This is a genomic window from Geodermatophilus pulveris, assembly GCF_900188375.1.
Classification (GTDB): Bacteria; Actinomycetota; Actinomycetes; order Mycobacteriales; family Geodermatophilaceae; genus Geodermatophilus; species Geodermatophilus pulveris.
The window spans coordinates 499,657-524,046 of record NZ_FZOO01000001.1 but is presented as its reverse complement, the minus strand read 5'-3'; the positions used below and the strand labels follow the sequence as shown (position 1 = coordinate 524,046).

The following is a 24,390-nucleotide window of genomic DNA, read 5'->3' as shown; positions in this document are numbered from 1 at the left end:
GGTGCTCTCCTGCCCTGGGACTGTCTGTCTGGGGTGGGTCGGGTCAGTCGTCGGCGCCGGCGGACACCAGGGCGTCCGCGCCACCGACGATCTCGCTGATCTCCTGGGTGATCTCCGCCTGGCGGGCCTGGTTCGCCTGCCGGGACAGGTTCTTCGCCAGCTCCTCGGCGTTGTCCGAGGCCGACTTCATGGCCCGCCGCCGGGACGCCGACTCCGACGCCGCCGACTCCAGCATCGCGGCGAAGATGCGCGTCGTCACGTACTTGGGCAGCAGGGCGTCGAGCAGCGCGTCCGGCGAGGGCTCGAACTCGTAGGACGTCGGGACGCCGGAGTCGCCGGTGCGCCCGGCGGCCCGGTCCTCGCGCTCGTAGTCGAACTCCTCGACCTCCTCGACCTCCAGCGGGGCCATCCGCTTGGCGACCGGGATCTGCGCGAGCAGCGACCGGAACTCGGTGTAGACGATGTGCAGCTCGTCCACCCCGAGGACCCCGTCGGCACCGGCGCCGCCCTCGTCGTCGTCCTCACCGGCGGTGAAGGCGGCGATGAGCTGCTCGCCGACGCGCTGGGCGTCGGCGTAGCCGGGCTGCTCGGAGAACCCGGTGAAGGTCTCGGCCACCGGGCGGTTGCGGAAGGAGTAGTAGGTCTCGCCCTTGCGGCCGACGACGTAGAGGACCGGCTCCTTGCCCTCCTGGCGCAGCAGGGACAGCAGCTCCTCCGTGCGGCGCAGCACGTTGACGTTGTAGGAGCCGGCGAAGCCACGGTCGGAGGTGATCACCAGCACCGCCGCCCGCCGGGCACCCTGCCGCTCGGTGAGCAGCGGGTGGTCCAGCGACGCCGACCCCGCCAGGGCCGACAGCACCCGGGTGATCTCCCGGGCGTAGGGCTTGGACGCCTCCACCCGGGCCTGGGCACGCACGATGCGGGCACCGGCGATCAGCTCCTGCGCCGAGAAGATCTTCTTCGTCGACTTGGTGGAGCGGATGCGGCGGCGCAGCGCGCGGAGGTTGCTGGCCACGGTCAGGCGCTCCGCTTGACCTGGACGCGCTCCTGGCCGCGCTCGGACGCGTCCATCGCCTCGGCCTCCTCCTCGTGCACCCGCAGCGTCGCGCCGTCGGAGGTCTGGAACTGGCCGTAGAACTGCTCGACGGCGGACTCCAGGCCCTGCACGGCGTCGTCCCCGAGCGTCCGGCTCTGCCGGATCCCGTCGAAGACGCCGCCGTGGTTGCGGGCGACGAAGTCCAGGAACTCCCGCTCGAAGCGGCGCACCTCGGACACCGGCACCCGGTCCAGCTTGCCGGTGGTGCCCAGCCACAGGGAGACGACCTCGCGCTCCACCGGGTAGGGCTCGTACTGGCCCTGCTTGAGCAGCTCGACCAGCCGCTGGCCCCGCTCGAGGGTGGCCCGGCTGGAGGCGTCCAGGTCGGAGGAGAACGAGGCGAAGGCCTCCAGTTCGCGGTACTGGGCGAGGTCCAGGCGCAGCCGGCCGGCGACGGACTTCATCGCCTTGATCTGTGCGGAGCCACCCACGCGGGAGACCGAGATGCCGACGTTGATCGCCGGGCGGACACCGGAGTTGAACAGACCCGTCTCGAGGAAGATCTGCCCGTCGGTGATCGAGATGACGTTGGTCGGGATGTAGGCCGACACGTCGTTGCCCTTGGTCTCCACCAGCGGCAGACCGGTCATCGAGCCGGCGCCCAGGTCGTCGGAGAGCTTCGCGCAGCGCTCCAGCAGCCGGGAGTGGAGGTAGAAGACGTCGCCGGGGTAGGCCTCGCGGCCCGGCGGGCGGCGCAGCAGCAGGGAGACCGCGCGGTAGGCCTCGGCCTGCTTGGACAGGTCGTCGAACACGATCAGCACGTGCTTGCCCTCGTACATCCAGTGCTGGCCGATGGCCGAGCCGGTGTAGGGGGCGATGTACTTGAAGCCCGCGGCCTCCGAGGCGGGGGCGGCGACGATGGTCGTGTACTCCATCGCGCCGGCCTCCTCCAGCGAGGCGCGGATGGCGGCGATCGTGGAGCCCTTCTGACCGACGGCGACGTAGATGCAGCGGACCTGCTGGGCCGGGTCGCCGGTGGCCCAGGCGGCCTTCTGGTTGATGATCGTGTCGGTGACGATCGCGGTCTTGCCGGTCTGCCGGTCGCCGATGACCAGCTGGCGCTGGCCGCGGCCGATCGGGGTCATGGCGTCGATGGCCTTGATGCCGGTCTGCATCGGCTCGTGCACCGACTGCCGCTGGACCACGGTGGGCGCCTGCAGCTCCAGGGCGCGGCGGCCGGTGGTGGTGACCGGGCCGGCCCCGTCGATCGGGTTGCCCAACGGGTCGACCACGCGGCCGAGGTAGCCGTCGCCGACCGGGACGGAGAGGACCTCCCCGGTGCGGCGGACCTGCTGGCCCTCCTCGATCCCGGCGTAGTCGCCGAGGACGACGACGCCGACCTCGCGCACGTCGAGGTTCAGCGCCAGGCCGCGGACGCCGCTCTCGAACTCGAGCAGCTCGTTGGTCATGACCGAGGGCAGGCCCTCGACGCGGGCGATGCCGTCGCCGGCCTCGGTGACGATCCCGACCTCCTCGCGCGAGACGTCCGGCGAGAACTCGGTGACGTAGTTCTGGATGGCACTGCGGATCTCGTCCGCGGAGATCGTCAGCTCGGCCATGGCGTGGTGTCCTCTTCCCTGCTCGGGTGGTGTCTGGGTGGGTCGCCGGTCAGCCGACGAGTCGTCGGCCGGCGACCTCGAGGCGGTGCGCGACGCTGCCGTCGATGACCTCGTCGCCGACGCGGATGACCAGGCCGCCGAGGACGGCGGGGTCGACGGTCACCTGCAGGCCGATCGGCCGGGAGTACAGGCGGGTCAGCAGCTCGGCCAGCCGGCGCTCCTGCTCCGTGGTCAGCTCGACGGCGCTGGTCACGCGGGCCACCGACTGGCCGCGGCGGCGGGAGGCCGCCTCGGAGAGCCGCTCGACGACGTTCTCGGCGTTGCCGACCGCCCGCCCGCTGAGGTGGCCGCGCAGCAGCAGCGCGGTGACCGGGCTGACCCGGCCGGCCAGCAGCTGCTCGAGCAGCGCCGCCTTGCCCTCGGCCGGGGCCGTGCGGTCGCTGAGGATCCGGGACAGCTGGGCATCGCCGCCGACGATACGTCCGAACCGGAACAGCTCGTCCTCGACGCCGTCGAGCTCGCCGCGGGCCTCGGCGGCCTCCAGGGCGGCGTCCGTGGCCAGGGCCTCGGTCGCCTCCACCAGGTCCAGCGGCCGCGACCAGCGCTGCCGGGCCGCGGTCTCGACCAGGTCCAGCGTGACGTCGGAGACCCGGCCGGAGAGCAGCCGCCGGGCCACGCCGGCCCGGTCGGACGGGGAGCCCGACGGGTCGGACAGCGCCCGGCGCAGGGCGACCTGGCCGTCGAGCAGCCGGGCGACGGCGAACAGCTCGTCGGCCAGGGCGAGCATCTCGTCACTGGTGGCGGCGCGGTCCTGGCCGGTGATGCGGTCGCGTGCCTTCTCCAGCAGGCCGGACGCCGGCCGGGTGAGCTCGGCCAGACGCTCTCGGACCGCGGTCAGCGCCCCGCGGCTGGAGGCGTCCATCAGCGGTCGCCCTGGACGTACACCGAGCTGCCGGTGGCCCCGCCGCGGCCGTTCGGGGAGGCCCCGGCGGACATGCCGTCGAGCTGGTCGAGGAACCGGTCGACGGTGCCGCTGCGGCGGGCGGAGTCCTCCAGGGACTCGCCGACGACCCGGCCGGCGAGGTCGACGGCCAGCGCGCCGATCTGCCCGCGCAGCTCGTTGACCACCTGCTGGCGGTTGGCGGCCAGCTGCTCCTCGCCCCGGGCGACGATCCGGGCGGACTCCTGCTGGGCCTGGGCCCGCAGCTCCTCGAGGATCTGCTGGCCCTCCGCCCGGGCCTGGTCGCGGATCTGTGCCGCCTCGGTCCGGGCCTCGGCCAGCTGCGCCTGGTAGCGCTCGAGCGCCGCCTTGGCCTCGGCCTGCATGGCCTCGGCCCGCTCGATGCCGCCCTCGATCGCCTCGCGGCGGGCCCGGAAGACCTGCTCGAAGCGCGGCCAGACGAACCTCGCCAGCACGAAGAACGCGATGGCGAAGGTGATCGTCCCGATGATGATCTCCCCCACCGGGGGGAGCAGCGGGTTGGCCGACTCCGCAGCCAAGGTGTTCATGCTCTGCACGTCCCTACGTCAGATGGGGTCCGACCCGGGGACCAGGTCACTGACCGAAGATGAAGGGCACGACCAGGCCGATGAGCGCCAGCGCCTCGGAGAGTGCGGCGCCGAGGAACGCGTAGGTCCGGGTCAGGCCGGCGGACTCGGGCTGCCGGGCGGTCGCCTGGATGTAGGCGGCCCACACGATGCCGACACCGATGCCCGGGCCGATCGCGGCCAGGCCGTAGCCGACCGAACCGATGCTGCCGGTCAGCTCTGCCAAAGCGTCCATTGCTTGGGTTTCCTCCTGTGTCGGTCGCCCGGGGTCGTCCCGGGCGGCTGGCGGGGGGTGGTGCGGGGTGGTGCGGTCAGTGGGCCGGCTCGACCGCGCCGTTGAGGTAGGTCGCGGTGAGCACGGTGAAGACGTAGGCCTGCAGGAAGATGACCAGCAGCTCGAAGAAGGTCATGATCAGCGCCATCAGGAACGACAGCGGCGCGAAGACCACCGAGAAGTTGCCCACGCTGAACAGGTAGACGGCACCGAGCGAGAACACCACCAGGAGCATGTGGCCGGCGAACATGTTGGCGAAGAGCCGCACGGCGAGGGTGAACGGCCGGATCACGAAGACCTGCAGCAGCTCGATCGGAGTCACCAGGATCAGCGCGGCGGCCGGGACGCCGGGCGGGATGGCGGCGTCCTTGAAGTAGCGCGCCGCGCCCTGCTCCTTGATGCCGATGTAGTTGTAGAGCACCCAGACGATCACCGCGAGGACCAGCGGGATCGCGAACTTCGAGTTCGGCGAGATCTGCGCGAACGGGAAGATGCTCATGAAGTTGTTGAACAGGATGAAGAAGAACAGCGAGGCGAGGAACGGCGCGAACGGCAGGCCCTTGGGGCCGATGACGTCGCGGGCCATCCCGTCGCGGATCAGCGAGTAGCCGCTCTCCCCGATGTACTGCAGCTTGCTCGGCACGATCGAGGCGTTCCGGGCGGTCAGCAGCAGGAACACGAGCATCGCGGCGGTGGCGAGCCAGAAGATCAGGATGATCCGGGTGATCGAGAAGTCGATGCCCAGGACGGAGAACTCGAAGATCGCCGGCGGGTAGAACTCCGCGATGGTCGGGGCGACGAAGCCGCCGCCCGGGTCGCTCTCGACGGCGAGCACGTCGGTGAGCGCGTGGGCGCTGGAGGTCACCGTTGTCCCTTCTGCGTCCTGGTCGGGCCACTCCGCCCGCCCCGGGTGGAGCCGGTGCGCCCCGGCCCCTCGGCCGGGGGCAGGGCGCCGTACTTGACGACCACCAGGTAGATGGCCACCGTCAGGCCGAGGAGCACGCCGATCAGGGCGACGAACTGGGTGCCCCACCAGCGGTCGAGCGCCATCCCGACCCCGCCCCACACGACGATCCCCGAGAGCATGGTCCCGGTGATGCCCCAGCCGATGTCGGCCCCGCTGGGCTGACGGACGGCAGACTGTGCAGGTCGGGGTCGAGGACCCCCGGTGGAGGAGCTGTCCTCGGCCATCGGCGGGACACTATCAGCCGCGTGTCGGGCCGCCTCCCGGCGGCAGGGGCGGCCCCGCGGGCGGGGGTGGGTCCGGCGGGGGGACGTAGTACAGCCGGCGGGTCCACACCCACCGCTGCTGGACCACGCTCCACACCAGGGCGCCGGCGACCACCGTCCAGGCCAGCGCACGCCGGTCGACCCAGCCGTCGGCCGGCAGGGCCTGCAGCACCGCGGCCAGCAGCAGGATCTTCACGACGAACGAGCCGAGCGCCGCCGGGAGCGTGTAGGCGTCGCCGTGCCGCCCCGCCCAGGCGATGACCAGGCCGGACAGGACGAAGAAGGACGCGACGACGGCGGCGCCCAGCAGCACCCCCACCGCCGCGCCGGACCCGGCGAGCAGGCCGGCGACCGGCGCGGCGACGGCGGTCAGGCCCGCGGTCACCGCCGTCCCCACGCGGAGGAAGGACAGGTCCCACGGGGCCTGGCGGTCGGTGCCGGCGGCGGTCATCGGACTCCCTGGGGGGACGGCTTGGCGGCCGGGTCACCGGGCCGGCCGGCGGTGGCGCGGACCGCGCGCGCGGTGGGGTGGTCGGCCCGGCTGCGCCGCCGCTGCGCGGCCAGCTCGGCGGCGCGCGCCTCGCGGGCGGCCCGCCGGGTGCGCGGGCTGAGCACGACGACGACGCCGAGCACGAGCAGCACCGCGATGGAGGCCAGCAGCTCGGCCCGCCCGCCGGTGATGGACAGGCCGACCGCGCCGAAGGAGAGCAGGGCCGCCCAGAAGTACATGACCAGCACCGCGCGCCGGTGCGAGTGGCCGATCGCCAGCAGCCGGTGGTGCAGGTGCATCTTGTCCGGTGAGAACGGCGAGCGCCCGCGCAGGCTGCGGCGGACGACGGCCATGACCAGGTCGATGAACGGGATGGACAGCACCGCGATCGGCACCAGCAGCGGCAGGGCCAGCGGGAGCAGGGTGGCCGCGGAGTCGAACGTCTGCGGGTCGGCCTGCCCGGTCGCGGAGACCGCGGCCGCCGACAGCATGAGGCCGACGAGCATCGAGCCGGAGTCGCCCATGAAGATGCGGGCCGGGCTGAAGTTGTGCGGCAGGAAGCCCAGGCAGGCGCCGGCCAGCACCGCGGTGATCAGCGTCGGGGCGCTGGCGATGTCGTCGTAGCCCTCGATGCCCAGGTTGTAGCTGTAGGCGAAGAAGGCCAGCGCGGCGATCGCGGAGACGCCGGCGGCCAGGCCGTCGAGGCCGTCGATGAAGTTGAGCGCGTTGACCGTGGCGACGGTGAGCAGGAGCGTGAGCGGGACGCCGATGTCCGGGCCGAGGGAGAGCGTCCCGATGTCGGCGACCGGCAGGAAGACGAAGGCCAGCTGGACGCCGAGCAGCACCATGACGCCGGCCGCGGCGATCTGGCCGGTGAGCTTGGTGAGCGCGTCGAGGCCGAACTTGTCGTCGAGCACCCCGAGGGCGCAGATCAGCCCCCCGGCGACCAGGACGGCGGCGGTCTGGGAGTCGTCGAACGTCCGCTGCAGCGCGGGCAGCCGGGTGGCGACCAGGATCGCCGCGGCGACCCCCAGGTACATCGCCACCCCGCCCCCGCGCGGTGTGGGGATGACGTGCACGTCGCGCTCGCGGGGCGCGGCCATCATGCGCAGCCGGACCGCCGCGACCCGCACCACCGGGGTGGCCAGGAAGGTGACCAGCCCCGCCGTGAGCAGGACGACGACGTACTCGCGCATGGGTCAGGCGGCGCCGGGGACGGGGCCCCGGGAGAGCGTGCTCATCGCGGCGGATCTCCCGGGGATCGACGACGGACTGGAGTCCCACGGTATCGCCCCGGGCACCGGCCCACCGCCAACCGGCGACCGCTCGGGGCGACACCTGCCGCGGTGTCGTGCCCGTCGACGGGCCCGGAGGGTCCTCGGCGGGTGCGACGGCGGCCCCGTCCAGCGGCTCGCCGCGAGCGTGCGAGCGGTGAGGAGGACGGGGTCCTTCCTCAGTCGACGAGCTCGGGGACGACCTCGCGCAGCCGGTCGACCGGGATCGCACCGACGCGCAGCACCCGCGGGGCCGGCACCGTGCAGTCGACGATGGTGCTCGCCGCGGAGCCGGTGCGGGGGCCGTCGTCCAGGACGACGGCGGCGCGGCTGCCGAGCTGGGCGACCGCCTCCCCGGCGGTGGTGGCGGCCGGGCGGCCGGAGCGGTTGGCGCTGGAGACCGCCAGCGGGCCGGTGCGCCGCAGCAGGTCGCGGGCCACGGCGTCGTCGGGCAGCCGGACGGCGACCGTCCCCTCGGCGTCGCCGAGGTCCCAGGCCAGCGACGCCGCGTGCTCGACCACGAGGGTCAGCCCACCGGGCCAGAACGCCTCGGCCAGCCGGGTCGCGACCGGCGGGACGACGGTGACCAGGCCCACCAGGGTGGACGCCTCGCCGATGAGGACCGGCACCGGCATGGTGCGGCCGCGGTTCTTCGCGGCCAGCAGCGCGGCGACCGCCGGCGGGGTGAAGGCGTCGGCGGCGACGCCGTAGACGGTGTCGGTGGGCATGAGCACCAGCTCGCCCTCCCCGATGGCCGCCGCGGCGGCGTCCAGCCCGGCGGCGCGTGCGTCGGGGTCGGAGCAGTCGTAGAGGTCGGCCACGGGGGGCGAGTGTGTCATCCCCCGGTCCGGGAGGCGGTCGTGTACCGGGGGCGGCCGGCCAGGTCGGGGTGGTCCGCGACGTCGGCCCACCCGCCGGAGGCGCGCACCAGCGCGGGCAGGGCACCGCCCTGCGCGTCCGCGTGCTCGATGCCCAGTGCCCCGCCGGGGCGCAGCAGCCGGGCGCCGGTGCGCAGCAGCCCGCGGACGACGTCGAGGCCGTCCGGCCCGCCCCACAGCGCCAGCGGGGGGTCGTGGTCGGCGACCTCCCGCGGCACCGCGGCGCCGTCGGGCACGTAGGGCGGGTTGGAGACGACGAGGTCCACGCCGCCGTCGAGGTCGCGCAGCAGGCCGGGGTCGGTCATGTCGCCGGTGCACACCTCGACCGGGGTGTCCCCCGCCGCGGCGCGCGCGGCGGCGTTGGCCCGCGTCCACTCCACCGCGACCGGGTCGCGCTCCACCGCGGTGACCCGCGCACCGGGGTGCTCGTGGGCGATCGACAGCGCGATCGCCCCCGACCCGCTGCCCAGGTCGACGACCACCGGGGCGGCGATCGTGGCCAGCCGGGCCAGCGCCCACTCGACCAGCTGCTCGGTCTCCGGCCGGGGCACGAAGACGCCGGGGCCCACGGCCAGCTCCAGGTGTCGGAACGGGGCGCGACCGGTCAGGTGCTGCAGCGGCACCCGGTCGGCACGCTGGCCGACGAGGTCGGCGAACCGCGCGGCCGCCTCGTCGGGCACCTCGCCGAGGGTCAGCAGGCCGCTGCGGGTGGTCCCGAGCACGTGGGCCAGCAGCAGGTCGGCGTCCACCCGCGGGGAGTCGACCCCGGCGGCGGCGAGCCGGCGCGCGGCGTCGGCCAGGAGGTGCCGGGTGTTCAGGAGCCGGCCGCCAGCAGCTCGGCGGTGTGCGCGCGGGTGAGCGCGTCGATGACCGGGTCGAGCTCGCCGTCCAGCACGGCGTCGAGGTTGTGCGCCTTGAAGCCGACCCGGTGGTCGGAGATCCGGCTCTCCGGGAAGTTGTACGTGCGCACCCGCTCGCTGCGGTCGACGGTGCGCACCTGGCTGCGCCGCTGGTCGCTGGCGGTGGCCGCGGCCTCCTCGCGGGCGGCGGCCAGCAGCCGGGAGCGCAGCACCCGCAGCGCGGACTCCCGGTTCTGCAGCTGGCTCTTCTCGTTCTGCGAGCTGACCACGATGCCGGTCGGCAGGTGGGTGATCCGCACGGCGGAGTCGGTGGTGTTGACGCTCTGCCCGCCGGGGCCGGAGGAGCGGAAGACGTCGATGCGCAGGTCGTTCGGGTCCACGGTGACGTCGACGTCCTCGGCCTCGGGCAGCACGAGGACGCCGACGGCGGAGGTGTGGATGCGGCCCTGCGACTCGGTGACCGGCACCCGCTGCACCCGGTGCACGCCGCCCTCGAACTTCAGCCGCGCCCAGATGCCCTCGGGTGCTCCCCCGCCCGCCCCACGGGACTTCACCGCGATGGCGACGTCCTTGTACCCGCCGAGCTCGGCGGGCACGGCGTCGAGCACCTCGGTGGCCCAGCCGCGCCGCTCGGCGTAGCGCAGGTACATGCGCAGCAGGTCGCCGGCGAACAGCGCCGACTCCGCGCCGCCCTCCCCCGCCTTGATCTCCAGGATGACGTCCTTGTCGTCGTCGGGGTCCTGCGGCACCAGCAGGGAGCGCAGCCGCTCCTCCAGCTGGGGCACCCGCTGCTCGAGCTCGGCGGCCTCGGCGGCGAAGGAGGCGTCGTCGGCGGCCAGCTCGCGGGCGGCGGCGAGGTCGTCGCGGACGGCGTCCAGCGCCCGCTTGGTCTCCACCAGCGGCGCCAGCTGGGCGTAGCGGCGGCCCAGCCGGCGGGCCCGGGCGGTGTCGGCGTGCACGGCCGGGTCGGCCAGCTCGGTCTCCAGGGCGGCGTGCTCGGCCAGCAGCCCGCTCAGCCGGTCGGGTGCGGCGACGGGAGAGCTGCTCATGCGGGGGTGCTCATCTCGGGAGGGGGCGGACACGACGACGGCGCCCGTCCCACGCGAGGTGGGGCGGGCGCCGTCGGGGGTGCTACTGGCCGGCGTTCGCGCCGCGCTTGCCGAAGCGCTTCTCGAAGCGGGCCACGCGGCCGCCGGTGTCGAGGATCCGCTGCTTGCCCGTGTAGAAGGGGTGGCAGGCCGAGCAGGTCTCGACCGTCAGCGTGCCGCCGGGCGCCGTGCTGCGGGTGGTGAAGGTGTTCCCGCAACCACAGGTCACCGTGGTGGTGTGGTAGTCGGGGTGGATGCCCTGCTTCATGTCGCCTCTTCCGGGGTCTGTGTCGTCCAGGTGCTCGAACGCCGGCGGCCGGCCGCTCATTCCGGCCGCACAGCGGGTCCAGCTGGTCAGTGTCCCTGACCGCTGGTGACGTACGGGAACGGCCCTCCTGCAGGGTCCCGGCCCGAGCGGAGCGGGGGTCGGGGAGCAGGAGGGTCCTTCCTCAATCGCGCTCGGGGCCGAGGGTCGTCTTCTGGATCTGCATGAGGAACTCGACGTTGTTGCGCGTCTTGCGCAGCTTGTCCAGCAGCAGTTCCAGCGCCTGCTGGGGCTCCAGCGCGGCGAGCACCCGGCGCAGCTTGATGACGATGGCCAGCTCGTCGGGCGACATGAGGATCTCCTCCTTGCGCGTGCCCGACGCGTTCACGTCGACGGCCGGGAAGACCCGCTTGTCCGCCAGCCGGCGGTCGAGCTTGATCTCCGCGTTACCGGTGCCCTTGAACTCCTCGAAGATGACCGTGTCCATCGTGGAACCGGTCTCCACCAGCGCGGAGGCGATGATGGTGAGGGAGCCGCCGTTCTCGATGTTGCGGGCGGCACCGAGGAAGCGCTTGGGCGGGTACAGCGCCGTGGAGTCCACACCACCGGACAGGATCCGCCCGCTGGCGGGGGCCGCCAGGTTGTAGGCGCGGCCCAGCCGGGTGATCGAGTCCAGCAGGACGACGACGTCGTGGCCCATCTCGACCAGGCGCTTGGCCCGCTCGATGGACAGCTCCGCGACCGTGGTGTGGTCCGACGGCGGCCGGTCGAAGGTCGAGGCGATGACCTCGCCCTTCACCGAGCGCTGCATGTCGGTGACCTCCTCGGGCCGCTCGTCGACGAGGACGACCATGAGGTGGCACTCGGGGTTGTTCGTCGTGATCGCGTTGGCGATCGACTGCAGCACCATCGTCTTGCCGGCCTTGGGCGGGCTGACGATGAGCGCGCGCTGCCCCTTGCCGATCGGCATGACCAGGTCCATGACCCGGGTGGTCAGCTGGTGCGGCTCGGTCTCCAGCCGCAGGCGCTCCTGCGGGTAGAGCGGGGTCAGCTTGGTGAAGTCCGGCCGGTTGCGCGCCTGGTCGGGGTCCAGGCCGTTGACCGAGTCGAGCCGGACCAGGGCGTTGTACTTGTCCTTGCGCTCGCCCTCGCGCGGCTGGCGGACGGCGCCGGTGATGGCGTCACCGCGGCGCAGCCCGTGGCGGCGCACCTGGGACAGCGACACGTACACGTCGTTCGGGCCGGTCAGGTACCCGGAGGTGCGGACGAACGCGTAGTTGTCCAGCACGTCGAGGATGCCGGCGACCGGCAGCAGGACGTCGTCCTCGCTGACCGTCGGCTCACCCTGGTCGAAGCGCTCGCGGGTGGGGTTGGTGCCGCGGCGGTTGCGGTCCCGGTAGCGGCGGCCGCGGCGGCCGCGACCGCCCTCGAAGTCGTCGTCGTCCTCGTCGTTGCGCGGGTCGTTGCGCGGGTCGTTGCGCGGGTCGTTGCGCGGGTCGGTCCGGGTGTCCGGGCCGCGGTCGGTGCGGTTGTCCGGCCGGCCGCCGCGCTCGCCGCGGTCGGGGCCGCGGGTGCCGTCCCGCTCCGCCCGGCCGTCGCGGCCGTCGCGGTCGGTGCGGGGGCCGCGCTCGGGCCGCTCGCCGCCGTCCCGATCCCCGCGGGGGGCGCGCTCGCCGCCGTCGCGGTCGCCGCGGGTCCGCCCGCGGTCCCGGTTGCGCTGCGGGCGGTCGTCGCCGGGGCGCTCGCCGTCGGCCTGCTCGCCGTCGGTCCGCTCGCGGGCCGGGGCCGTGGTGTCGGCGACCGGGGCCTCGACCTGCGCCGCGGGCGCCGCGGCCAGCGCCGCGTCACCGCCGGGGGGCGCGTCGCCGTCGCTGCCGTGGGCGACCGGCGAGCCGGCGGGGCGGCTGGCCCCGCGCCGGCGGCGCGGCGCGGCCTCGCCACCGGTCTCGGCCGGCGCGGTGACCGGGCCGCCGTTGGCGCCCCCGCTCACGGGCGCCTCGACCGGCGGAGCCGTGGCGGCGGCCGGGCGCGGGGCCTCGGCCACGGGGGCGGCGGGGGCGGCATCGACCGCGCCGTCGCCGTTCACCTGGCGGGCGGAGATGGCGGCGACCAGGTCGCCCTTGCGCATCCGGCCGGTGCCGGAGATGCCGAGCTCGGCGGCCAGCCGCTGCAGCTCGGGCAGCAGCATGCCGGAGAGCCCGCTGCCGCGGCGGCGGGTGCGACCCGTCGTCCCAGGAGCGGCAGGTGCCTCGTCGGAGGTCGCGCCCTGCGGCGCGGTGACGAGGTCGGTGGTCTCGCTCACGTACAGGTCCTTCCCTGCGGAGACCTGCGCCTACCAGCGCAGGGGGTGACCCGGTCCCTCCCCCGCCCGGTGGTCTTGAGCAGGCAGCGGGAGGTGCGGATCAAGTGGGTGCGGAGCCGTTGTGCGGCGACGGACATCAGATCGTCTGCAACGCCCCGCGCGAGGCTCGCCCTGCTGGGCGGCTACGTCCTGAGCCTAGTGCGGGCCCATGGACGCGACAACACTGGTGAGTACCGGTGTGTTCCTCGTTACCGAGACGATACCCGCTCGGCCGGCCCCGTGACCTGCGCCCCCCGCGGATCCACCCCGAGTGGCAGCACGATCCACCCCGGTGGGGTGAGATCGACCACCTCGCGGACCCGGACGGCGCCGTCCGGGTCGCCCGGCGGGTCGTCGGGGTGGCGCCGGGTGAGCACCAGCAGGCTGGGCCCGGCGCCGGAGACGACGGCGGCGTGCCCCGCGGCGCGCAGCCGCCCGAGCAACCGCGCGGAGTCCGGCATCGCCGCGGCGCGCTGCCGCTGGTGCAGCCGGTCCTCGGTGGCCTCGCCCAGCAGGCCGGGTTCGCGCGTCAGCGCGTGCACCAGCAGGGCTGCCCGCCCGGCGGTGAAGGCCGCGTCGGCGTGCGGGACGGCATCGGGCAGCAGCCCGCGGGCGAGCGGCGTGGACAGCGTGCCGCCGGGCACGAGCACGACGGGCAGCACGTCGTCGTGCACCCGGAGGGTGTCGGCCGACGCGCCGGCGTCGGTGGTCCAGGACAGGGTGAACCCGCCCAGCAGGCAGGCGGCCACGTTGTCCGGGTGGCCCTCCATCGCGGTGGTCAGCCGCAGCACGGCGTCCCGGTCGACCACCTCGACGTCCGGGCACATCGCCCAGGCGGCCAGCGCGCCGGCGACCACGGCGGCGGCCGAGGAGCCCATCCCGCGCCCCTGCGGGATGGCGTTGCGGGCCTCGATGCGCAGGCCGGGGGCGTCCCAGCCGAGCTGTGCGCACGCCGCCCGGAAGGCGCGGGCGACCAGGTGGGTCTCGTCGCAGACGAGGGTGTCGGCACCCTCGCCGTGGGCGACGATCTCGGTGTGCCCGCGGTCGAGCAGGGACACCTCGACCTCGTCGTACCGGGTCAGCGCCAGGCCCGCGCAGTCGAACGCGGGGCCGAGGTTCGCGCTGGTGGCCGGCACCCGGACCCGCACCGCCGGGGCTCCGCTCACAGGCCGAGCTTGGCGGCGGCGACGGCGGCGTCCACGGGCACCGTCACCGGGGACGGGGCGCCGGAGATCGCCCACTCCGGGTCCTTGAGGCCGTTGCCGGTCACCGTGCAGACCACCCGCTGGCCGGGCTCCAGCTCCCCGGCCTCCGCGACCTGCAGCAGCCCGGCGACCGAGGCCGCGGACGCCGGCTCGACGAACACCGCCTCGGTGCGGGCCAGCAGCCGGTAGGCGGCGAGGATGGCGCGGTCGGTCACGGCGTCGATGCGCCCGCCGGACTCGTCGCGAGCGGCCAGCGCCTTGGTCCAGGACGCCGGGTTGCCGATGCGGATGGCGGTGGCGATCGTCTGCGGCTGCTCCACGACGTGCCCGGTGACGATCGGCGCGGACCCGGCGGCCTGGAACCCCCACATCCGCGGCGTCCGCGAGGCGGTGCCGTCGGCGGCATACTCCCGGTAGCCCTGCCAGTACGCGGTGATGTTGCCCGCGTTGCCGACCGGCAGGCAGTGCACGTCCGGCGCGTCCCCGAGGACGTCGACGACCTCGAAGGAGGCGGTCTTCTGCCCCTCGATGCGGAACTGGTTGACGCTGTTGACCAGGCTGACCGGGTAGTCGATGGCCAGCTTGCTGGCCAGCGCGAGGCAGTCGTCGAAGTTGCCGTCGACCTGCAGCAGCTTGGCGCCGTGCACCAGCGCCTGGGCGAGCTTGCCCAGCGCGATCTTCCCCGTCGGCACCAGGACGGCGCAGACCAGCCCGGCGCGGGCGGCGTAGGCGGCGGCACTGGCGCTGGTGTTGCCGGTGGAGGCGCAGATGACCGCCTGCGCGCCCTCCTCCCGGGCCTTGGTGATGGCCATGGTCATCCCGCGGTCCTTGAAGGACCCGGTCGGGTTGGCCCCCTCGACCTTGAGGTAGACCTCGCAGCCGGTACGGCGGGACAGCTCCGGTGCCGGCACCAGCGGGGTCGCACCCTCCTGCAGGGTGACCACCGGCGTGCCCGGGCTGACCGGCAGCCGGGAGCGGTAGGCCTCGATCAGCCCGGGCCAGTGCGGGGAGACGGTGCCCCGGACGGGCAGCTGCGTCGTCATGACAGTCCCTCCACGCGCAGGATGCTGGTGACGCCGCGGACGGCGGGCATCTCCCGGAGCGCGGACACCGTGGCCGACAGGGCGGCGTCCGGCGCGCTGTGCGTGACGATGACCAGCGTCGCGGCGTCGCCGCGCCCGTCCTGCCGGACGGTGGCGATGCTCACCCCGTGCCGGGCGAACTCCTGGGCGACGGTGGCGAGCACTCCCGGGCGGTCGGCGACGTCGAGGCTCACGTGGTAGCGGGTGGGCGTCTCCGCGATCGGCCGCGCGGGCAGGCCCGCGTAGGTGGTGACGCCGGGGCCGGCGGTGCCGGTGACCCGGTTGCGCGCCACGGCGACCAGGTCGCCGAGGACGGCGCTGGCGGTCGGCTCGCCGCCGGCGCCCTGGCCGTAGAACATCAGCTGCCCGGCGGCCTCGGCCTCGACGAACACCGCGTTGAACGCCCCGCCGACGGCGGCCAGCGGGTGCGTCGTCGGGATCATCGCCGGGTGCACGCGGACGGCCACCGAGTCGCCCTCGCCGTCCTCGTTCCCGGGCACCCGCTCGCAGATGGCCAGCAGCTTCACCGTGCAGCCGATCTCCGTCGCGCGGGCGACGTCGGTCGAGGTCACCGCGGAGATGCCCTCGCGGTGGACGTCGGCGGCGGTGACCGTGGTGTGGAAGGCCAGCGAGGCGAGGATCGCGGCCTTGGCGGCGGCGTCGAAGCCGTCCACGTCGGCAGTCGGGTCGGCCTCGGCGTAGCCGAGCTCGGTGGCCTCGGCCAGCGCCTCGGTGAAGCCGTGCCCGGTCTCGGCCATCCGGGACAGGATGTAGTTGGTGGTGCCGTTGACGATGCCGACCACCCGGCGCAGCTGGTCACCGGCCAGCGACTCGCGCAGCGGGCGCAGCAGCGGGATGGCCCCGGCGACCGCGGCCTCGTAGTAGAGGTCGACCCCGGCCTTGGCGGCGGCCGCGTGCAGCTCGCCGCCCTCGTCGGCCAGCAGCGCCTTGTTGGCGCTCACCACCGACTTGCCGGCCTCGAAGGCGGCCATGAGCAGCGACCGGGCGGGCTCGGTGCCACCGATCACCTCGACGACGAGGTCGACGTCGGGCCGGGTCACCAGCCCGTGCGCGTCGGTGGTGAGCAGCTCCGCGGGGACGTCGGGGTGCCGGTCGGGACGGCGGACGGCGACCCCGGCGACCTCCACCGGCCGGCCGATGCGCGCGGTGAGGTCGCCGGCCTGGTCGGCCAGCAGCCGCAGCACCGCGCTGCCGACGGTGCCGCAGCCGAGCAGCGCCACCCGCAGCGGCGCGGTCACGACCGTGCCTCCGCGCCGACTCGCGAGCTCGTCGACCGGGCTCCGGCGGCGTGCTCCGGTGCGGGCTGGGACGGCGCCGGCGCGGGCGCGGGGACGTCGGCGAGGACGGCGTCGAGGGCGAACACGTCGGCCAGTGTCTGCCGCCGGACCACCTCCGTGGCGACGCCGTCCCGGACGGCGACCACCGGCGGCTTGAGCAGGTAGTTGTAGTTGCTCGCCATCGACCAGCAGTAGGCCCCGGTGGCGGCGACGGCGAGCAGGTCGCCGGGCTGCACGTCGGCCGGCAGCCACAGGTCGCGGACCAGGACGTCGCCGCTCTCGCAGTGCTTGCCGACGACCCGGCACAGCGCCGGGGGGGCGTCGGAGGACCGGTTGGCCAGCACGCAGGTGTAGGACGCGTCGTAGAGCGCGGTGCGGATGTTGTCGCTCATCCCGCCGTCGACCGAGACGTAGTTGCGCACCTGCGGGGCGCCCTGCCCACCGCTGCCCAGGCGCACCGGCTTGATCGTGCCGATCTCGTACAGCGTCACCGTGCCGGGGCCGGCGATCGCCCGCCCGGGCTCGACGGCCAGCCGGGGCACCGGCAGGTCCAGGGCCGCGCACTCGGCGGCGACGACGGTGCGCAGCCGGCGGGCGATGTCGCCCGGGCCGACCGGGTCGTCCTCGGGCAGGTAGGCGATGCCGAAGCCGCCGCCGAGGTTCAGCTCGTCCAGCACCTGGCCGGTGGCCTGCCGCACCTGGCCGAGCAGGCCGACGACGCGGTGCGCGGCGGCCTCGAAGCCGGCGGTGTCGAAGATCTGCGAGCCGATGTGGCTGTGCAGGCCGGTGAGCCGCAGCGCCGGCTCGCGGATCACCCGGACGGCGGCGGTCAGCGCGTCGCCCGTGGCCAGCGAGAAGCCGAACTTCTGGTCCTCGTGCGCGGTGGCGATGAACTCGTGGGTGTGCGCCTCGATGCCGACGGTGGTGCGGATGAGCACCGGCACCGGTCGCCCGCCGGCGGCGACCCGGGCTGCGGCCAGCGGCACGAGGCGGTCGATCTCGTCGAAGGAGTCCAGGACGACGTGGCCGATGCCGGCGTCGACGGCCAGCCGCAGCTCCACCAGGGACTTGTTGTTGCCGTGCAGCGCGATCCGCCCGGCCGGGAAGCCAGCGGCCAGCGCCAGGGCCAGCTCGTTGCCCGAGCAGGCGTCCAGGTGCAGGCCGTCGTCGGCAATCCAGCGGGCGACCTGCCCGCAGAGGAACGCCTTGGACGCGTAGTGCACGTCCGCGTCGCCGAAGGCGGTCGCGAAGTCCGCGGCCCGGCCGCGGAAGTCGGCCTCGTCCAGGACGAACAGCGGGGTGCCGTGCGCCCGGGCCAGCTCGGTGACCGGCCGGCCGCCCAAGTGCAGCTCGCCGTCGACCCGCACCGCCGAGCGCGGCCAGACGGCCGGGTCGAGCGCGCCGAGGTCGTCCGGGGGCAGGCCGACCGACGGGGGCGGGGAGATCGCGCCGTGCAGCGGGCCCGCGGGGTGCGCCCTCACATCCGCTCCGGGGCGCTCACGCCGAGGACGCCCAGGCCGTTGCGCAGCACGACCGCGGTCGCCGAGCACAGCCACAGCCGGGCGACGGTCAGCGGCGTCGTCTCCTCGTCGCCGCGCGGCAGCACCCGGCAGGAGTCGTAGAACCGGTGGTAGGTGCCGGCCAGCTCCTCCAGGTGGCGGGCCACCCGGTGCGGGGCGCGCAGCTCCGCGGCCGAGGTCAGCACCCGCGGGAACTCCCCGAGCGCCCGCAGCAGGTCGTTCTCCCGCTCGTGGGTCAGGACCGCGGTGTCGACGTCGCCCGGCTCGCCGAGGGCGATGCCCAGGTCGGCGGCGTTGCGCAGCACCGAGGAGATCCGGGCGTGCGCGTACTGGACGTAGAAGACCGGGTTGTCGTTGGTCTGCCGGCTCCACAGGTCGAGGTCGAGGTCGATCTGCTGGTCGACCGAGGCCCGCGCCAGCGCGTAGCGCGCCGCGTCGGCCCCGACGGCCTCCACGAGGTCCTCGAGCAGCACCACGGTGCCGGCCCGCTTGCTCATCCGGACCGGCCGCCCGTCGCGCACCAGGTTGACCAGCTGGCCGAGCAGGATCTCCAGGTTGGCGTCGGGATCGTCGCCGACCGCCGCCACCAGCGCCCGGTAGCGGCCGACGTAGCCGGCGTGGTCGGCGCCGAGCATGATCACGACCTTGTCGAAGCCGCGGGAGCGCTTGTCGAGGTAGTAGGCGCAGTCGGCGGCGAAGTAGGTGGGGTCGCCGTCGCTCTTGACCAGCGGCCGGTCCTTGTCGTCGCCGAAGTCGGTGGTGCGCAGCCACGTGGCGCCGTCGGCCTCGTAGACGTGGCCGTTCTCCCGCAGCCGGGCGATGGCCTTCTCCAGGGCCCCTGTCTCGTGCAGCGTGCGCTCGCTGAAGTAGACGTCGAACCGCACGCCGAACGCCGCGAGGGTCCGCTTGATCTCGGCGAACATCAGCTCGACGCCGCGCACCCGGAACCGCTCCTGCTGGTCGGCCTCGGGCAGCTCCAGCACGCCGGGCTCGGCCGCGACGACCTGCGCGGCGATCTCGCCGACGTAGTCGCCGGCGTAGCCGTCCTCCGGCACCGGCCCGCCGTGCGCCGCCGCCACGAGGCTGCGCGCGAACCGGTCGATCTGCGCCCCGGCGTCGTTGAAGTAGTACTCCCGGGTCACGGTCGCGCCGGCGGCCTCCAGCAGGCGGCCGAGCGCGTCGCCGACCGCCGCCCACCGGGTGCCGCCGATGTGCACGGGGCCGGTCGGGTTGGCGGAGACGAACTCCAGGTTCAGCCGCTGCCCGGCGAGGGCGTCGGTGTGCCCGTAGGCGGGCCCGGCGGTGACCGCGTCGACCGCGATCCGGCCCAGCGCGCCGCGGGCGAGGGTGACGTTGAGGAACCCGGGGCCGGCCACGTCGACCGCGGCGATCCCGGGCTGCTCGCGCAGCCGCCCGGCGACCGCCTCGGCGACCGCGCGCGGCGGCTGCCCGGCGGGCTTGGCCAGGCGCAGCGCGACGTTGGTGGCGTAGTCGCCGTGCTCGGGGTTCCTCGGGCGCTCGACGACGACGTCGTCGGGGACCGGCACGGCCAGCCCGCCGCGCTCGACGGCGGCGGCCACGGCGGTGCGGACCACGTCGCGGAGCTGCTCGGGTGTCACCGCACGAGCGTACTGAGGCCGCCTGCGCCCCCGGTGCGGCCTTGCTCACCCCGCCGTCGCCACGCCCGGCGCACCCAGGGTCCACCCAGGCTGCCGACCTAGACTCGGGACCCGGCACCGCCGCGCGCCGTCGCCGCGCGCCCCTGCCGGCCGGGCGGGCCGGCGCGACCGGCGGGCGCGCCGCACACCGTGCACACCGAGCACCGAGGAGAGGCCTTGGCCAAGGACCGCAAGCCCGAGCCCGCCCGCACGCGCGGCGGGGCCGGCCGGCAGGGCGCGGCCGGGCCCCGGGGCGGTCGCACCCGCCCGCCGGTCACGAACGTCGTCGCGCCGCAGCGGCCGTGGGGGCTGATCGCCGCCGCGGTGGCCGTCGCGGTCTTCGCCGTCGCCGTGCTCGCCTACGCCGTCACGCAGGTCAACCAGGCCGAGGCCGCCCGGGTGGACAGCGTCGACGAGATCCCCGGCGTGCAGACCTTCGACTACGCCGCCGGCCAGGAGCACGTCACCACCCCGGTCACCTACGAGCAGTCGCCGCCCGTCGGCGGGCCGCACGACGGCGAGTGGGCCGACTGCACGGGCACCGTCTACGACGTGCCCATCCGGCAGGAGAACGCCGTGCACAGCCTGGAGCACGGCGCGGTGTGGGTCACCTACGACCCCGCGGTCGTCCAGGGGGACGCGCTGGCCACGCTGACCGACCTGGCCGGCGAGTCCGGCCGGATGGTCTCGCCCAACCCCGGCCAGGACTCCCCGATCAGCCTGCAGTCGTGGAACCACCAGCTGGAGGTCGACTCCGCCGATGACCCGCGGATCACGCAGTTCGCCGACTTCCTGACCTACAACCAGGAGTTCTACCCCGAGCCGGGCGCCAGCTGTGAGAACCCGCAGTTCGCCGGCGACCCGCTCACCGTCGACGACCAGAGCCGCGGCGCCGCGGCGCCCGTGAGCGACGCCCCGACCACGCCGACGGCCGGGGCCGAGACCGGCGCGCCGTGACCCCGGCGCGCGGCCCCCTGCGGGTGGTCCTGCTGGCCGTCATCGCCGTCGGGCTGCTGCTCATCGGCGGTGGCGCCGCCGTGGCGCTGGGCATCGGCCGCGGCGAGCCGGCCCCGGCCGCGGACTCGGTGGCCGCCGGCTTCTCCCGCGACATGGCCCGGCACCACCTGCAGGGCGTGGAGATGGCCAACGCGGCGCTGGAGCGCAGCACCGACCCGGAGGTCCGCCGGCTGGCGTTCGACATCGCCGAGACCCAGCAGAACCAGGTCGGGCGCATGCAGGGCTGGCTCGCGCTGTGGGGCCTGCCGCCGACGGCCGGGGAGACCATGGCCTGGATGGGGGCGCACGGCGGGCACACCGCGGACGGCGGCCTGATGCCCGGGATGGCCACCGAGGAGGAGCTGGCCCGGCTGCGCTCGCTGTCCGGGGTGGGGTTCGACCGCGAGTTCCTGCGGCTGATGATCCGCCACCACCAGGGCGGCTACGACATGGCGCGGTACGCCGCCGAGCACGCCGCCGTCCCGGCGGTCGCCGGGCTGGCCGGCACGGTCGCCGAGACGCAGGCGGCCGAGGTGACCACGATGGAGCGGATGCTCGCCGCCCGGGGCGGCACCCCGCTCCCCGCGCCCTGACGCACCGCCGTCGGGACGCCACGTCGGGGCTGGTAGGTTCGTCCGCGCCCCACCGCAGAGCCCCCGTAGCTCAGGGGATAGAGCACCGCCCTCCGGAGGCGGGTGCGCAGGTTCGAATCCTGCCGGGGGCACCGCCGCGCCACGATGCGCGGGGTGCAGGTCCAGCGGCGGGACCTCCACACCCGCGCATCCTGTCGACCCGGGTGTCGGGCGACCGCCGGTCAGCTGGTGAGCATGCCGCCCTCGACCGGCAGCGTGGTCCCGGTGACGTAGCCGCCCGCGTCGCTCACCAGGAACACCAGCGCCGCGGCGAGCTCCATCGGGTCACCCTTGCGGCCGGCCAGCACCCGGGACAGCTGCCCCTCGAGGTAGCCCTCCGGGTACTGGTCGGTCATCTCCGACTCGAAGAAGCCCGGGGCCAGCGCGTTGACCCGGATGCCCTTGCGGGCGGTCCACTGCTGGGCCAGGTCGCGGGTCAGCCCGATCAGCCCGGCCTTGCTCGCCGCGTAGGCGGCCTGGGGCAGCCCGGCGGTGGTCAGCCCCAGGATGCTGGAGATGTTCACGATCGAGCTGCCCGGCTGCATGACCCGCGCGCAGGCCTGCGCCATCCAGTAGCAGCCGTTGAGGTTGACGTCGATGACCGAGCGGAACTGCTCGGGCGTCTCGCGGGTCGCCGGCACGGCAGTGCCGACGCCGGCGTTGTTCACCAGGACGTCGACCTTCCCGAACTCCGCCATCGCGGCGTCCACCAGGTCCTGGCAGTCCTCGGGCCGGGACACGTCGGTGCGCACCGTGACCGCCCGCCGCCCGGCCTCCTCCACCGCCGCCCGCGTGCCGGCCAGCCGGTCCTCGCGGCGGGCGCCGAGCGCGACGTCGGCGCCGGCCTCGGCCAGCGCGCGGGCGAAGACCGCACCGAGGCCCGAGGACGCCCCGGTCACGATCGCCACCCTGCCGTCGAGCCGGAACATGTCGAGGACCGTGCTGTTCGCCACCTGCGCTCCTGTCGTCGTCGGGAGGCCGAGCCTGTCGCCCCGGACGCCGGCCCGCCACCCCACGCCCGGCCCGACCGTGGGGTAGACCACCCGGCACCCGGGTAGGGGCCGGACCCGTACCGGACCGGCGGGAGGACCCGTGGCAGACCCCGGCGCGCCGCTGTGGCGGCAGGCCTTCGATGCCGTCGAGCGGCGGGTGACCCCGCAGGCCGAGGAGTTCGTCCGCTCCGAGACCTTCGCCGTGGGCGCTGCCCTGGCCCGCCGCGCGGTCACCGCGGCCCGCGGCGGGGTCCGCGGGGTGACGACCGGCTTCTGGCACCTGGTCGACCTGCCGGCCGCCAGCGACGTCAGCCGGCTGCGGGCCCAGGTCGGCGCGCTGGACCGCGAGGTCCGCCGGCTGGCCCTGCAGCTGGAGGCGGGGCGCCTCGACCCCGGGCCCGCCCGCCGCGACACCCCCGAGGAGACCGATGCCGACCGTGCCCCGGCCGACCGTCCCGAGCGCGCAGACGGTCCTCGACCGCGTCCGGCGCGACGTCGAGCGCAACGCCCTGCGCGCCCGTAACGGCCTCAAACTGGTCAGCGGCGTCGACCGGCCGCACGTCGGCCAGACGCCCAAGGACGTCGTGTGGCAGCGGGGCCGCACCCAGCTGTGGCACTACCGCAGCGACAGGGTGCGGTACTCCCCGCCGCTGCTCGTCGTGTTCAGCCTGGTCAGCCGCAGCTACGTCCTGGACCTCACCCCGGGCAACAGCTTCGTCGAGCAGCTGCTGGAGGCCGGCTTCGACGTGTACCTGCTGGACTGGGGCGAACCCGACGAGCGGGACGCCGCCAACACCCTCGAGGACTACGTCGACGACTACGTCCCGGCCGGGGTGCAGCGGGTGCTGGAGGTCTCCGGCGCCGACGAGGTGACCCTCTTCGGCTACTGCTTCGGCGGGGACCTGTCGCTGCTCTACGCCGCGCACCACCCGGACGCGCCGCTGCGCAGCCTCACCGTGCTGGCCACCCCGGTGGACTTCCGGCACATGGGCCCGCTGGCCGACCTGTTCCGGGTGGGCGGGCTGGAGGTCGCCGACGTCCTCGACGCCGACGGCAACGTCCCGCCGCGGGTCGTCGTCCAGGGCTTCCGCGCCCTGACCCCGACCGCGGAGGTCACCCGCTACGTGACGCTGTGGGAGCGGCTCTGGAACGACGAGTACGTCGCCGGCTACCAGGCCATGACCGGCTGGGCCGACGACCACGTGCCCTTCCCCGGGGCGGCCGCGGAGCAGACGGTGCGGATGCTCGTCCGCGACAACGGGATGGTCACCGACCGGCTGACGGTGGGCGGCGACCGGGTGCACCTGTCCGACGTCCGGGTGCCGTTCCTGACCGTGCGCGCCGACCGGGACCACATCGTCCCGCCCCGGGCGACCGCGCCGCTGGTCGACCTGGTCGGCTCCCCCGACCGGCACGAGCTGCGGCTGCCGGCCGGGCACATGGGCCTGGTGGTCGGCCGGACGGCCGCCCGGACGACGGTGCCGACGATCATCGACTTCACCCGCCGGCGCAGCGACCCGCTGACCGGCGCCGCCGCCCGGGAGGCCGCCGGTGGCTGACGTCGTCCCCCTCACCGAGGCGCACGGCGACGCGCTCGTCCGCTTCACCGCGGAACTGCCCGAGGGCGACCGCACCTCCATCCGGGAGGACGTCGCCGACGCCGCCGTCGTCCGCGGCTGGGCGGCCGGCTCTCCCGGGGTGCACCGCTGGGCAGCGGTGGACGGCGGGCGGGTCCTCGGCTACGTCGCGGTCCTGCGGCTGCCGGGCTGGTCGGACCACGTGGGCGAGGTGCGGCTCGTGGTCGCCCCCGCCGGCCGCGGGGCCGGGCTGGGCCGGCAGTTGGCGCGGCACGCCATGGTGCAGGCGCTCGAGGCCGGGCTGACCAAGCTGGTCGTCGAGGTCGTCCCCGACCAGGCCGCGGCGCTGGCCCTGTTCACCGGGCTGGGGTTCACCGGCGAGGCACTGCTGGTCGACCACATCCGCGACCGGGACGGGCGGCTGCGCGACCTCATGGTGCTGGCCCACCACGTCGGCGACACCTGGGCCGGCATGCGCGCGGTCGGGCTCGCCGACACGCTCGGCACCCCGTCCTGAGCGGAGCGCC

General features: G+C 74.9%; 25 protein-coding genes and 1 tRNA gene. 6 read left to right on the top strand and 20 right to left on the bottom strand.

Annotated elements, in window-relative coordinates:
* Nucleotides 1-43: 43 nt before the first annotated feature.
* From CHB98_RS02605 to argS, 19 genes are all read right to left on the bottom strand, one after another.
* Nucleotides 44-1,015, bottom strand: a complete 972-nt coding sequence (locus tag CHB98_RS02605) for a F0F1 ATP synthase subunit gamma (RefSeq protein WP_089304016.1) — start codon at nt 1,013-1,015, stop codon at nt 44-46.
* A gap of 2 nt (nt 1,016-1,017) precedes the next feature.
* Entirely contained in the window at nt 1,018-2,655 is a 1,638-nt protein-coding gene (atpA, locus tag CHB98_RS02600) for a F0F1 ATP synthase subunit alpha (RefSeq protein WP_089304015.1), read from the bottom strand.
* Nucleotides 2,656-2,704: 49 nt separating this feature from the next.
* Nucleotides 2,705-3,577, bottom strand: coding sequence for a F0F1 ATP synthase subunit delta (locus CHB98_RS02595; protein ID WP_089304014.1), 873 nt, complete (start codon nt 3,575-3,577; stop codon nt 2,705-2,707).
* Nucleotides 3,577-4,164 carry a F0F1 ATP synthase subunit B gene (locus CHB98_RS02590; protein ID WP_089304013.1) on the bottom strand — a complete coding sequence of 196 codons (588 nt, stop codon included), beginning with the start codon at nt 4,162-4,164 and terminating at the stop codon, nt 3,577-3,579. Before CHB98_RS02590 ends, CHB98_RS02595 begins: the two co-directional genes overlap by 1 nt.
* Before the next feature lie 46 nt (nt 4,165-4,210).
* Nucleotides 4,211-4,438, bottom strand: a complete 228-nt coding sequence (gene atpE, locus CHB98_RS02585; protein WP_089304012.1) for an ATP synthase F0 subunit C — start codon at nt 4,436-4,438, stop codon at nt 4,211-4,213.
* A gap of 76 nt (nt 4,439-4,514) precedes the next feature.
* Nucleotides 4,515-5,342: a F0F1 ATP synthase subunit A gene (atpB, locus tag CHB98_RS02580; RefSeq protein ID WP_089304011.1), complete on the bottom strand. Its 828-nt coding sequence runs from the start codon at nt 5,340-5,342 to the stop codon at nt 4,515-4,517.
* On the bottom strand, nt 5,339-5,563 hold the full coding sequence (locus CHB98_RS02575) for an AtpZ/AtpI family protein (protein ID WP_245820874.1): 225 nt from the start codon (nt 5,561-5,563) through the stop codon (nt 5,339-5,341). Before CHB98_RS02575 ends, atpB begins: the two co-directional genes overlap by 4 nt.
* A gap of 118 nt (nt 5,564-5,681) precedes the next feature.
* Nucleotides 5,682-6,158 (bottom strand): Cg1360 family ATP-synthase-associated protein, encoded by a 477-nt coding sequence (locus CHB98_RS02570; RefSeq protein ID WP_089304009.1) that lies wholly within the window; start codon nt 6,156-6,158, stop codon nt 5,682-5,684.
* Nucleotides 6,155-7,393: a glycosyltransferase family 4 protein gene (locus CHB98_RS02565; RefSeq protein ID WP_089304008.1), complete on the bottom strand. Its 1,239-nt coding sequence runs from the start codon at nt 7,391-7,393 to the stop codon at nt 6,155-6,157. Before CHB98_RS02565 ends, CHB98_RS02570 begins: the two co-directional genes overlap by 4 nt.
* A 257-nt stretch (nt 7,394-7,650) precedes the next feature.
* Nucleotides 7,651-8,292, bottom strand: coding sequence for an L-threonylcarbamoyladenylate synthase (locus CHB98_RS02560; RefSeq protein WP_245820873.1), 642 nt, complete (start codon nt 8,290-8,292; stop codon nt 7,651-7,653).
* A gap of 14 nt (nt 8,293-8,306) precedes the next feature.
* Nucleotides 8,307-9,149: a peptide chain release factor N(5)-glutamine methyltransferase gene (gene prmC / locus CHB98_RS02555; RefSeq protein WP_281251825.1), complete on the bottom strand. Its 843-nt coding sequence runs from the start codon at nt 9,147-9,149 to the stop codon at nt 8,307-8,309.
* Between the two features lie 14 nt (nt 9,150-9,163).
* Entirely contained in the window at nt 9,164-10,258 is a 1,095-nt protein-coding gene (gene prfA / locus CHB98_RS02550) for a peptide chain release factor 1 (RefSeq protein WP_089304005.1), read from the bottom strand.
* Between the two features lie 82 nt (nt 10,259-10,340).
* Nucleotides 10,341-10,565 (bottom strand): 50S ribosomal protein L31, encoded by a 225-nt coding sequence (rpmE, locus tag CHB98_RS02545; protein WP_089304004.1) that lies wholly within the window; start codon nt 10,563-10,565, stop codon nt 10,341-10,343.
* Nucleotides 10,566-10,746: 181 nt separating this feature from the next.
* Nucleotides 10,747-12,864, bottom strand: coding sequence for a transcription termination factor Rho (gene rho / locus CHB98_RS02540; RefSeq protein ID WP_089304003.1), 2,118 nt, complete (start codon nt 12,862-12,864; stop codon nt 10,747-10,749).
* Nucleotides 12,865-13,112: 248 nt separating this feature from the next.
* Nucleotides 13,113-14,069, bottom strand: a complete 957-nt coding sequence (gene thrB / locus CHB98_RS02535; protein WP_245820871.1) for a homoserine kinase — start codon at nt 14,067-14,069, stop codon at nt 13,113-13,115.
* Nucleotides 14,066-15,151, bottom strand: a complete 1,086-nt coding sequence (thrC, locus tag CHB98_RS02530) for a threonine synthase (RefSeq protein WP_089304002.1) — start codon at nt 15,149-15,151, stop codon at nt 14,066-14,068. Before thrC ends, thrB begins: the two co-directional genes overlap by 4 nt.
* Nucleotides 15,148-16,449 carry a homoserine dehydrogenase gene (locus CHB98_RS02525; RefSeq protein WP_089304001.1) on the bottom strand — a complete coding sequence of 434 codons (1,302 nt, stop codon included), beginning with the start codon at nt 16,447-16,449 and terminating at the stop codon, nt 15,148-15,150. The genes thrC and CHB98_RS02525 overlap by 4 nt, the downstream gene beginning before the upstream one ends.
* Complete coding sequence (gene lysA / locus CHB98_RS02520) at nt 16,446-17,969, bottom strand: diaminopimelate decarboxylase (protein ID WP_089304000.1); 1,524 nt, start codon at nt 17,967-17,969, stop codon at nt 16,446-16,448. The genes CHB98_RS02525 and lysA overlap by 4 nt, the downstream gene beginning before the upstream one ends.
* Nucleotides 17,966-19,627, bottom strand: coding sequence for an arginine--tRNA ligase (gene argS / locus CHB98_RS02515; RefSeq protein WP_089303999.1), 1,662 nt, complete (start codon nt 19,625-19,627; stop codon nt 17,966-17,968). The genes lysA and argS overlap by 4 nt, the downstream gene beginning before the upstream one ends.
* A gap of 216 nt (nt 19,628-19,843) precedes the next feature.
* Between argS and CHB98_RS02510 the strand changes: the two genes are divergently transcribed.
* The 3 genes from CHB98_RS02510 (at nt 19,844) to CHB98_RS02500 (ending at nt 21,386) form a co-directional block, all read left to right on the top strand.
* The gene (locus CHB98_RS02510) at nt 19,844-20,623 is read left to right on the top strand and encodes a thioredoxin-like domain-containing protein (protein WP_089303998.1); all 780 of its coding nucleotides are present in this window, start codon (nt 19,844-19,846) and stop codon (nt 20,621-20,623) included.
* Nucleotides 20,620-21,255: a DUF305 domain-containing protein gene (locus CHB98_RS02505; RefSeq protein ID WP_089303997.1), complete on the top strand. Its 636-nt coding sequence runs from the start codon at nt 20,620-20,622 to the stop codon at nt 21,253-21,255. Before CHB98_RS02510 ends, CHB98_RS02505 begins: the two co-directional genes overlap by 4 nt.
* Before the next feature lie 59 nt (nt 21,256-21,314).
* Nucleotides 21,315-21,386: transfer RNA gene (locus tag CHB98_RS02500), tRNA-Arg, on the top strand.
* 90 nt (nt 21,387-21,476) lie between these two features.
* On the opposite strand, the gene CHB98_RS02495 is transcribed toward CHB98_RS02500, so the two are convergent.
* Nucleotides 21,477-22,247, bottom strand: a complete 771-nt coding sequence (locus tag CHB98_RS02495) for an SDR family NAD(P)-dependent oxidoreductase (RefSeq protein ID WP_218822216.1) — start codon at nt 22,245-22,247, stop codon at nt 21,477-21,479.
* A 139-nt stretch (nt 22,248-22,386) separates the two neighbouring features.
* On the opposite strand from CHB98_RS02495, the gene CHB98_RS02490 reads away from it, so the two are divergent.
* From CHB98_RS02490 to CHB98_RS02480, 3 genes are read left to right on the top strand one after another with little or no spacing between them, the layout of a single operon-like run.
* The gene (locus CHB98_RS02490) at nt 22,387-22,809 is read left to right on the top strand and encodes a hypothetical protein (protein WP_089303996.1); all 423 of its coding nucleotides are present in this window, start codon (nt 22,387-22,389) and stop codon (nt 22,807-22,809) included.
* The gene (locus tag CHB98_RS02485) at nt 22,715-23,845 is read left to right on the top strand and encodes an alpha/beta fold hydrolase (RefSeq protein ID WP_089303995.1); all 1,131 of its coding nucleotides are present in this window, start codon (nt 22,715-22,717) and stop codon (nt 23,843-23,845) included. The genes CHB98_RS02490 and CHB98_RS02485 overlap by 95 nt, the downstream gene beginning before the upstream one ends.
* Nucleotides 23,838-24,380, top strand: a complete 543-nt coding sequence (locus tag CHB98_RS02480) for a GNAT family N-acetyltransferase (protein ID WP_089303994.1) — start codon at nt 23,838-23,840, stop codon at nt 24,378-24,380. Before CHB98_RS02485 ends, CHB98_RS02480 begins: the two co-directional genes overlap by 8 nt.
* The last annotated feature ends 10 nt before the right edge of the window (nt 24,381-24,390 follow it).

Excerpts from the sequence above, each read along its gene's own strand:
- CHB98_RS02570 (WP_089304009.1), bottom strand. The coding sequence starts at position 6,158 with ATGACCGCCGCCGGCACCGACCGCCAGGCCCCGTGGGACCTGTCCTTC.
- rpmE (WP_089304004.1), bottom strand. The coding sequence starts at position 10,565 with ATGAAGCAGGGCATCCACCCCGACTACCACACCACCACGGTGACCTGT.
- CHB98_RS02595 (WP_089304014.1), bottom strand. The coding sequence starts at position 3,577 with ATGGACGCCTCCAGCCGCGGGGCGCTGACCGCGGTCCGAGAGCGTCTG.
- prfA (WP_089304005.1), bottom strand. The coding sequence starts at position 10,258 with ATGAGCAGCTCTCCCGTCGCCGCACCCGACCGGCTGAGCGGGCTGCTG.
- atpE (WP_089304012.1), bottom strand. The coding sequence starts at position 4,438 with ATGGACGCTTTGGCAGAGCTGACCGGCAGCATCGGTTCGGTCGGCTAC.
- atpA (WP_089304015.1), bottom strand. The coding sequence starts at position 2,655 with ATGGCCGAGCTGACGATCTCCGCGGACGAGATCCGCAGTGCCATCCAG.
- CHB98_RS02590 (WP_089304013.1), bottom strand. The coding sequence starts at position 4,164 with ATGAACACCTTGGCTGCGGAGTCGGCCAACCCGCTGCTCCCCCCGGTG.
- CHB98_RS02565 (WP_089304008.1), bottom strand. The coding sequence starts at position 7,393 with ATGCGCGAGTACGTCGTCGTCCTGCTCACGGCGGGGCTGGTCACCTTC.
- thrC (WP_089304002.1), bottom strand. The coding sequence starts at position 15,151 with ATGACGACGCAGCTGCCCGTCCGGGGCACCGTCTCCCCGCACTGGCCC.
- CHB98_RS02575 (WP_245820874.1), bottom strand. The coding sequence starts at position 5,563 with ATGCTCTCGGGGATCGTCGTGTGGGGCGGGGTCGGGATGGCGCTCGAC.
- CHB98_RS02485 (WP_089303995.1), top strand. The coding sequence starts at position 22,715 with ATGCCGACCGTGCCCCGGCCGACCGTCCCGAGCGCGCAGACGGTCCTC.